This is a genomic window from Methylobacter sp., assembly GCF_004322395.1.
In the GTDB taxonomy this organism is placed as follows: Bacteria; Pseudomonadota; Gammaproteobacteria; order Methylococcales; family Methylomonadaceae; genus Methylobacter_A.
On the sequence record NZ_SCTW01000035.1, the window covers coordinates 1 to 4,898 of the forward strand.

3 protein-coding genes are annotated in these 4,898 nt (G+C 43.8%); 1 reads left to right on the plus strand and 2 read right to left on the minus strand.

The features are described 5' to 3' along the window. Positions 1-273: 273 nt before the first annotated feature. Together EPO18_RS05355 and EPO18_RS05360 are read right to left on the minus strand one after the other, a co-directional pair. Complete coding sequence (locus EPO18_RS05355; RefSeq protein WP_292431563.1) at positions 274-3,864, minus strand: tetratricopeptide repeat protein; 3,591 nt, start codon at positions 3,862-3,864, stop codon at positions 274-276. Between the two features lie 638 nt (positions 3,865-4,502). After that, positions 4,503-4,634: a hypothetical protein gene (locus EPO18_RS05360; RefSeq protein WP_292431566.1), complete on the minus strand. Its 132-nt coding sequence runs from the start codon at positions 4,632-4,634 to the stop codon at positions 4,503-4,505. Between the two features lie 107 nt (positions 4,635-4,741). On the opposite strand from EPO18_RS05360, the gene EPO18_RS05365 reads away from it, so the two are divergent. Beyond that, a partial coding sequence (locus tag EPO18_RS05365; protein WP_472850873.1) for an IS1/IS1595 family N-terminal zinc-binding domain-containing protein occupies positions 4,742-4,898 on the plus strand: 157 nt, incomplete at its 3' end.

Below are 4,898 nucleotides of genomic sequence, written 5' to 3' on the forward strand. Positions count from 1 at the left end.
CGCAGTGGATCATCACCGTCGACATGTCGAAGAATCCAAACGATACTACGAAAAGAAACGAGCTGAAGGCAAAAAGCATAATCAAGCGGTTCGCGCATTAGGAAGACAACTGTGTCGCGTGATATTCAAAATGCTGCGAGATGAAAAAGCCTACGAAAATAAATGATGTTATTTAAATATCGGTTGAAAATATAAGCGGGATGTTCAGGTTACTTTTTGTTCGTAATGTAACCTGCCCCCCTTTTTTCACTTCACATCTATGCATGACCACGTCTATGCACTTAGCAAAGAAATGCCAAGCTTAGCTTGCCGCGGGGAGCTCGACTCATTTTCTCCTGCTTTTTTCCTAAGGAATGGGTTTTGTCTACCGAATTCTTTCACAGCAGCTTCTCTTTCTTTCTGGGGAATTCCGCCTAGCCGCTCAGATTGAGGATCAAGGTAAAACGCCATGGCAATTGCCCGCTTACGTTCTGCCTTATTATTAGAAAGCTTTGCTTCCATTGCGTAAGCCCACGCAAACCAAGGCTGAAATTTTTGATTCTTCTTTGCCCAATCCAACGCTATCTCTTTATATGCTGAATTTCCGGTGGCTTCATATAACAACTCACAAATTTCCGCATATTGATATTCCGTTTGTAGTGGACGTTCTTCGGTAAAAGGCCGTTTATAAAGCGCGCTCTTAAGAAACTTTACCGACTCTTCCGTTTTTCCGGCAATGCCGGAAATGATGGCTTTTGCCAGGAAATAATCGAAACTCTTCTCCCAAACGGTAAAATCTGCCATATATTTTTCAACCGCAGGAGCATCCCCCATTTTTGCCGCAGCAAATGCGTAATAGGGGAGCAAGTAGCTATGTTGCTCCATAGACAGCTTGTAAAGATTTGAAGCCTCCTGCAGTAACGCGTGTGCTGAAGAAAAATCGTTGGTACGGATTGCCCGGTACGCATCAGCGAAATAAGAAAGATGGGACTTTACCTGAGTTTTTTTTGTGTTCTTATACATGTCGAGGGGGAGAGTTCCGCTCTCATGGCTTTGTGGGCCAAGAATTATCAATTGTTTCCCATCATTAATTAACTGAACAATAAGCCCGTCAAAATAGTCGTTCCCAGGTTTGTTTCCATAATCAAGTTTCCATACGGGTTCTGCAATTTCTGTTAAAAAAGTTGCGAATTCCTTGCTGGGAATACGATCTGTCACACCTGCCCGCAATAGGTACTTACCCGCGTGGTTGGAGTCTTTGCTTTGTTTTACCCAAGCAATAATTTCACCCTCGGATTTTCCCTCTTTACGATGTCCTACCAGCGCCGTTTCCCAAATGTGCTGGTTATTAAATTGATCCCCCAATACATTAAACGCATCCCATGCTTCCTTCGATGCACCCATAGCGTGAAGCATTCCGAGAAAGTCTCGGTATGCATAAGAATCATTGTAACGTTGAGCACGCTCTAGGCTACCTAATAACGCACCACGATAATCACCATTGATCAACTTTAGACGGAGACGGCTAGTCAGGTCAGCTGCTGAGCCGGTTTCTTGCCTAGACGCCAACTCATAAAGTGGTGTTGCTAGAGCAAACTCACCTATCCAATACAACCTCGAACCTGCCTGATATGCATCATTGGAAATACGTACTGGATTAGCATTGGTGTCTTTTTGAAAGGCGGGGTAATTCATAAAGAGCTTGGATGCCTGCTCTAATTGGCCTTGTTCGATAAGAAGGTTGCCTAATTCTATATAAGCATCCCACGACAAGGGGGCTGCCTTGATGCTATCTCGGTAATATTTCTCAGCCGCCTGAATGTCTCCGTTGTTGGAGCTGTTCTGAGCCAATAGTAGCGACAGAGCTGGGTTCCCTTGGAAGCGCCCCTCAACCGATTTAAGCAAGGCATTAAATTTGTCATCTTGCTTGGGCGGCCTTGTATATTCATAATAAAGATAACTAAATGGCTTAAAATCGGAAGTCGAGTTTTTCAAAGCAGACTTAGCATTGCTCTCACTAGCACCAACACCGCTAAGTTCGGTATATTCATAGTAAGCGCGGAACGGATAGTCCGACACATACAAATTATTATAACCATAGTCATTGTGGTCTGTGTGTGTGCTCATGCTAATGGCAGTTGCAGATGTTACAGATTGCCCCTGTTCCCAATAAAATGCGTTAACAAAATTTTCATATGCCGATTTCAGTAGTCCTTCTTTTTCTGTACTATCCACTGTACCAGCTTTAGCCATTTGCGCTTGCGCTCGTGCCAGTACAAATTGCGGATGACTTTTGTATACGTATTCAATCCGATCTAGAAATTCAATAGCCTGCTCAGGTACACCTTGGACTGTTGTCAGAAAATATGCACGCCGCACCAGATTATTTTCGCCAAGGGCCTCGATGAGATTCAAATAATCCAGTGCAGCAAGGCGATCTGGCGTTGATTGACAGCACCATTTGGCCGTATCCACCTCCAGCAGTTTGCGTACATGGTTAATTACAGAAAGATCCGCCAAGACTTTTAATTTATCACTATCTCCAAGAGAGGCTGTACCGCGAACCAATCCTTCAGCCGTGTAATCTTTAATTGGAAACTCGTTGTCAAGCAGTTGCTTGAGATGAATGTTATTAAACTGTGCCCAATAATCACGATCGGAAAAAGCACGCACAGCCAAAAACTGCCACATTTCTCCCTGTAATTTCAGTGAGTTTGCCGCTGCAATTGATTTATTTTTATTAACCCCGCCATAATCACTATCGATATTATTGGCATCAAGTTTTGCGATCAGTTTTTTTATACTCGGCTTAATTTGAGAACTGAATAACTCGACATCGGGTAGGTTTCCATTGAGCGCAGCAACCAGCCCTTTCTCTTCTATAGTCTTGGGTTCGCCGAGCACTTGAAGTGCAGCGGGTCGCAAGCCAAGCAACATAAATGCTCTAGCCTTTAGTACCCGGTAATCTGGAGAATCAGGCGACATGCTGAGAATCGCTAATAATGACTTTTCGGCAAAACGCTCTTGAGTTCTTTCAGCATCATGAGGCGTTAAAGCCGCCAATAATTGAAAATATAAAGCATCACGTGCCGGCTCTTGCTTTTCATTCACCATAGCCAAGGGAGATGGTGGCAATTCAGCAACATCAAATCGACTTTCTGACTTGGGCGCTGTCAGTGCCGAATTATCAACTCCAAGTGCGGTTAATATTTCCGGCAACATTGATTGGTATATCTCGATCGGAGGCTGCTCATCCGAAAAACTAATGTGTTCAAATTTCTTTAAGGAGGATGTTGCCTGTGCGTTGAAAATACCGTTCGAATTTCTCTCTTCTACCTTAACACTTAGCGACATCTGGTTTGCCCGGTTATGACCTACATATCCCCAAATAATCTTTTTAATGCCTATTTTGTCAGCAAAACTATAAACCTCGCGTGGATCGAGAACTCGATCCCCATCACCCAAAGCACGAGCAACGAGATAAGAGTCCGGCACATGCGTCTTTTGCGCCGCTGATATTGCCAGGGCAAGCTCGGCAGTCATAAGGGAACGAGTCGGACGGTCTAACGCGTACTCTTGTACTTGGAATGGAACAATAAGTACATCAAACTTGCCACCGGATAAAAGTTTTTGATAAATCGATTTCTCGGTAGCTTTCCAGTCTGACACAGGTCTAGGATAAAACTTATCTACCTCATTTCTTGAAAATTGTTGCGCTTTAATTTGCGCAATTTGTTGCTTGTTAAGTAAGTCAAGCCGAAGAGCTTCCGCTCTCCGTTCTTCCTCCTCATGCTGCTGCTTTTGAAAGTAGTAATACCCCACAGACCCAACACAAACAATAATTACGAGCAGTGCTGCCATTATTCGTACAATAGATATTTTCATAATATTCTTCACGTTAGCTTTTTTTAAAAAATGGATACTTAGAAAGCAAAGTTAATTTGCTATCTATTCGCTGCTTTCACGCTTCTTGCCGATGCTCTTTCTGACTTTTTAATTATTCGATTTGTTCCAAACTATTTCAGCCCCATCTTTAGGCATGTTGTATACAATACTAATTTCATTTAGCCATTTATCTTCAAGATGCCCTATAAGATGGAGCCGAAGTCTAACCCAATATTCTGCATATTCTTCGCCCTACTGATTTTCCAGTGAAACCAAACCAAAGCCGTACACTCCCATTTTCCTTCTCAGAAGCAACGCCGAATGTATATAGCGCGAACTCGCAGGATGTCATACAAAAAATCCAGCTTGATTGAGAAACTTAAGCTGCATCGGGATTGTGGCTTAAAAAATTACCGATGTATGCAAGCCAAAGCTGATCTTTTTGTAAGTTTATAACTGCAAACACTTCAAACTGGGTGTCGAGCTTTTATTTAGCTGAATTCTGGGAGGGATCGAGGTGCAACCCGTTCCGAGAAGCAATGGGGTCAGCAATGGGTAGAGTAAAGAGCAGGCTCTCGCCTGCCCTTCCTCATCAAACCGTGCATGCAGTTTTCCCGCACCCGGCTTTCCGATGTTCTTCACACCAAGGCATGCACTGCGCGCCAACCCGCTGCTGTCGGAACTTTATACAACCCATAGCGCCGGTACAGTTCAACATTCGGAAAACGGCCTTCGCCGATTCCCCGGTCTTTCACATTGTGACGCTTCATCAAGTGCTTGCGCAGCCGTTGTTCCGTATGTGTTTTGACCTTTTCCATGACCTGATTCGAATTGCGGTAATGGATCAAATATGTGATTTGCTCATATAATATCGGGTATGACCTGTTATCAAGAAATTACCTGCCCGGATTGTGGCAGCAACCAAATTATGAAGTCCGGCCGTAGCGCATCGGGTACACAGCGTTACCGTTGTCAAAATCCGGATTGTGAAACTAAAACGTTCATGTTGGCTTACCGCTATAAGGCTTGTAGAC

Coding starts and splice junctions, on each gene's coding strand:
- EPO18_RS05355 (WP_292431563.1), bottom strand. CDS start 3,864: ATGAAAATATCTATTGTACGAATAATGGCAGCACTGCTCGTAATTATT.
- EPO18_RS05360 (WP_292431566.1), bottom strand. CDS start 4,634: ATGAAGCGTCACAATGTGAAAGACCGGGGAATCGGCGAAGGCCGTTTT.